We start from the raw sequence: 653 nt of genomic DNA on the forward strand, positions 1-653 counted from the left end.
TCTGGTTTGGAAACTCTTCTCTCCGGTGCTTACATTCAATTGCAACCGGGCAGTTCTGAGGTCGAAAAAGATCATTTCGCAGTTCTGGATGTTCCACCTGTCGCTTCGCCTGACGCAGAAGGTCTGCGCATTGTCTTGACTCACCGTGAAGCAGGTAAGCTTGGTGTGGGTGACCCGGTTATTTATAAAGGCTTTACGGTTGGGCGAGTAGAGAAAACCAGCTTTGACGTAGATACGCGCCGTGCTCTTTACCAACTTTTCATCTTTAAGCCTTACGACAGTTTAGTGCGCACTCGCACCAAATTCTGGCTCAATTCAGGCCTCGATCTACAATTGAATGCGGAAGGATTTGAAGTGAAATTTGGCTCGCTTGAAAGCCTTCTTACTGGTGGCGTCACCTTTGATAGCATTCCTGGAATGGAGTCAGGCGAAGCTCTTACCAAAGACATGACGAACTTCCGTTTGTACGATGATGTTAAACAAGTACGCGAAGGCATGTACGACGAATACATCGAATTCGTAATGCTATTCGAAGAGTCCGTTCGTGGCCTAAAACGCAAAGCTCCGGTTGAATACCGAGGCCTGCGCATTGGTACAGTAATGAGAGTGCCTATGCGTCTTCCAACTCCAGAAGAGCATTTCTCAGCGAAGAG

At 47.8% G+C, this 653-nt stretch carries 1 protein-coding gene; it reads left to right on the top strand.

The window, feature by feature from the left end:
• A partial coding sequence (locus tag R7O13_RS27870) for an intermembrane transport protein PqiB (RefSeq protein ID WP_318305325.1) occupies positions 1–653 on the top strand: 653 nt, incomplete at both ends.

Source organism: Vibrio sp. Y176 (genome assembly GCF_033438945.1).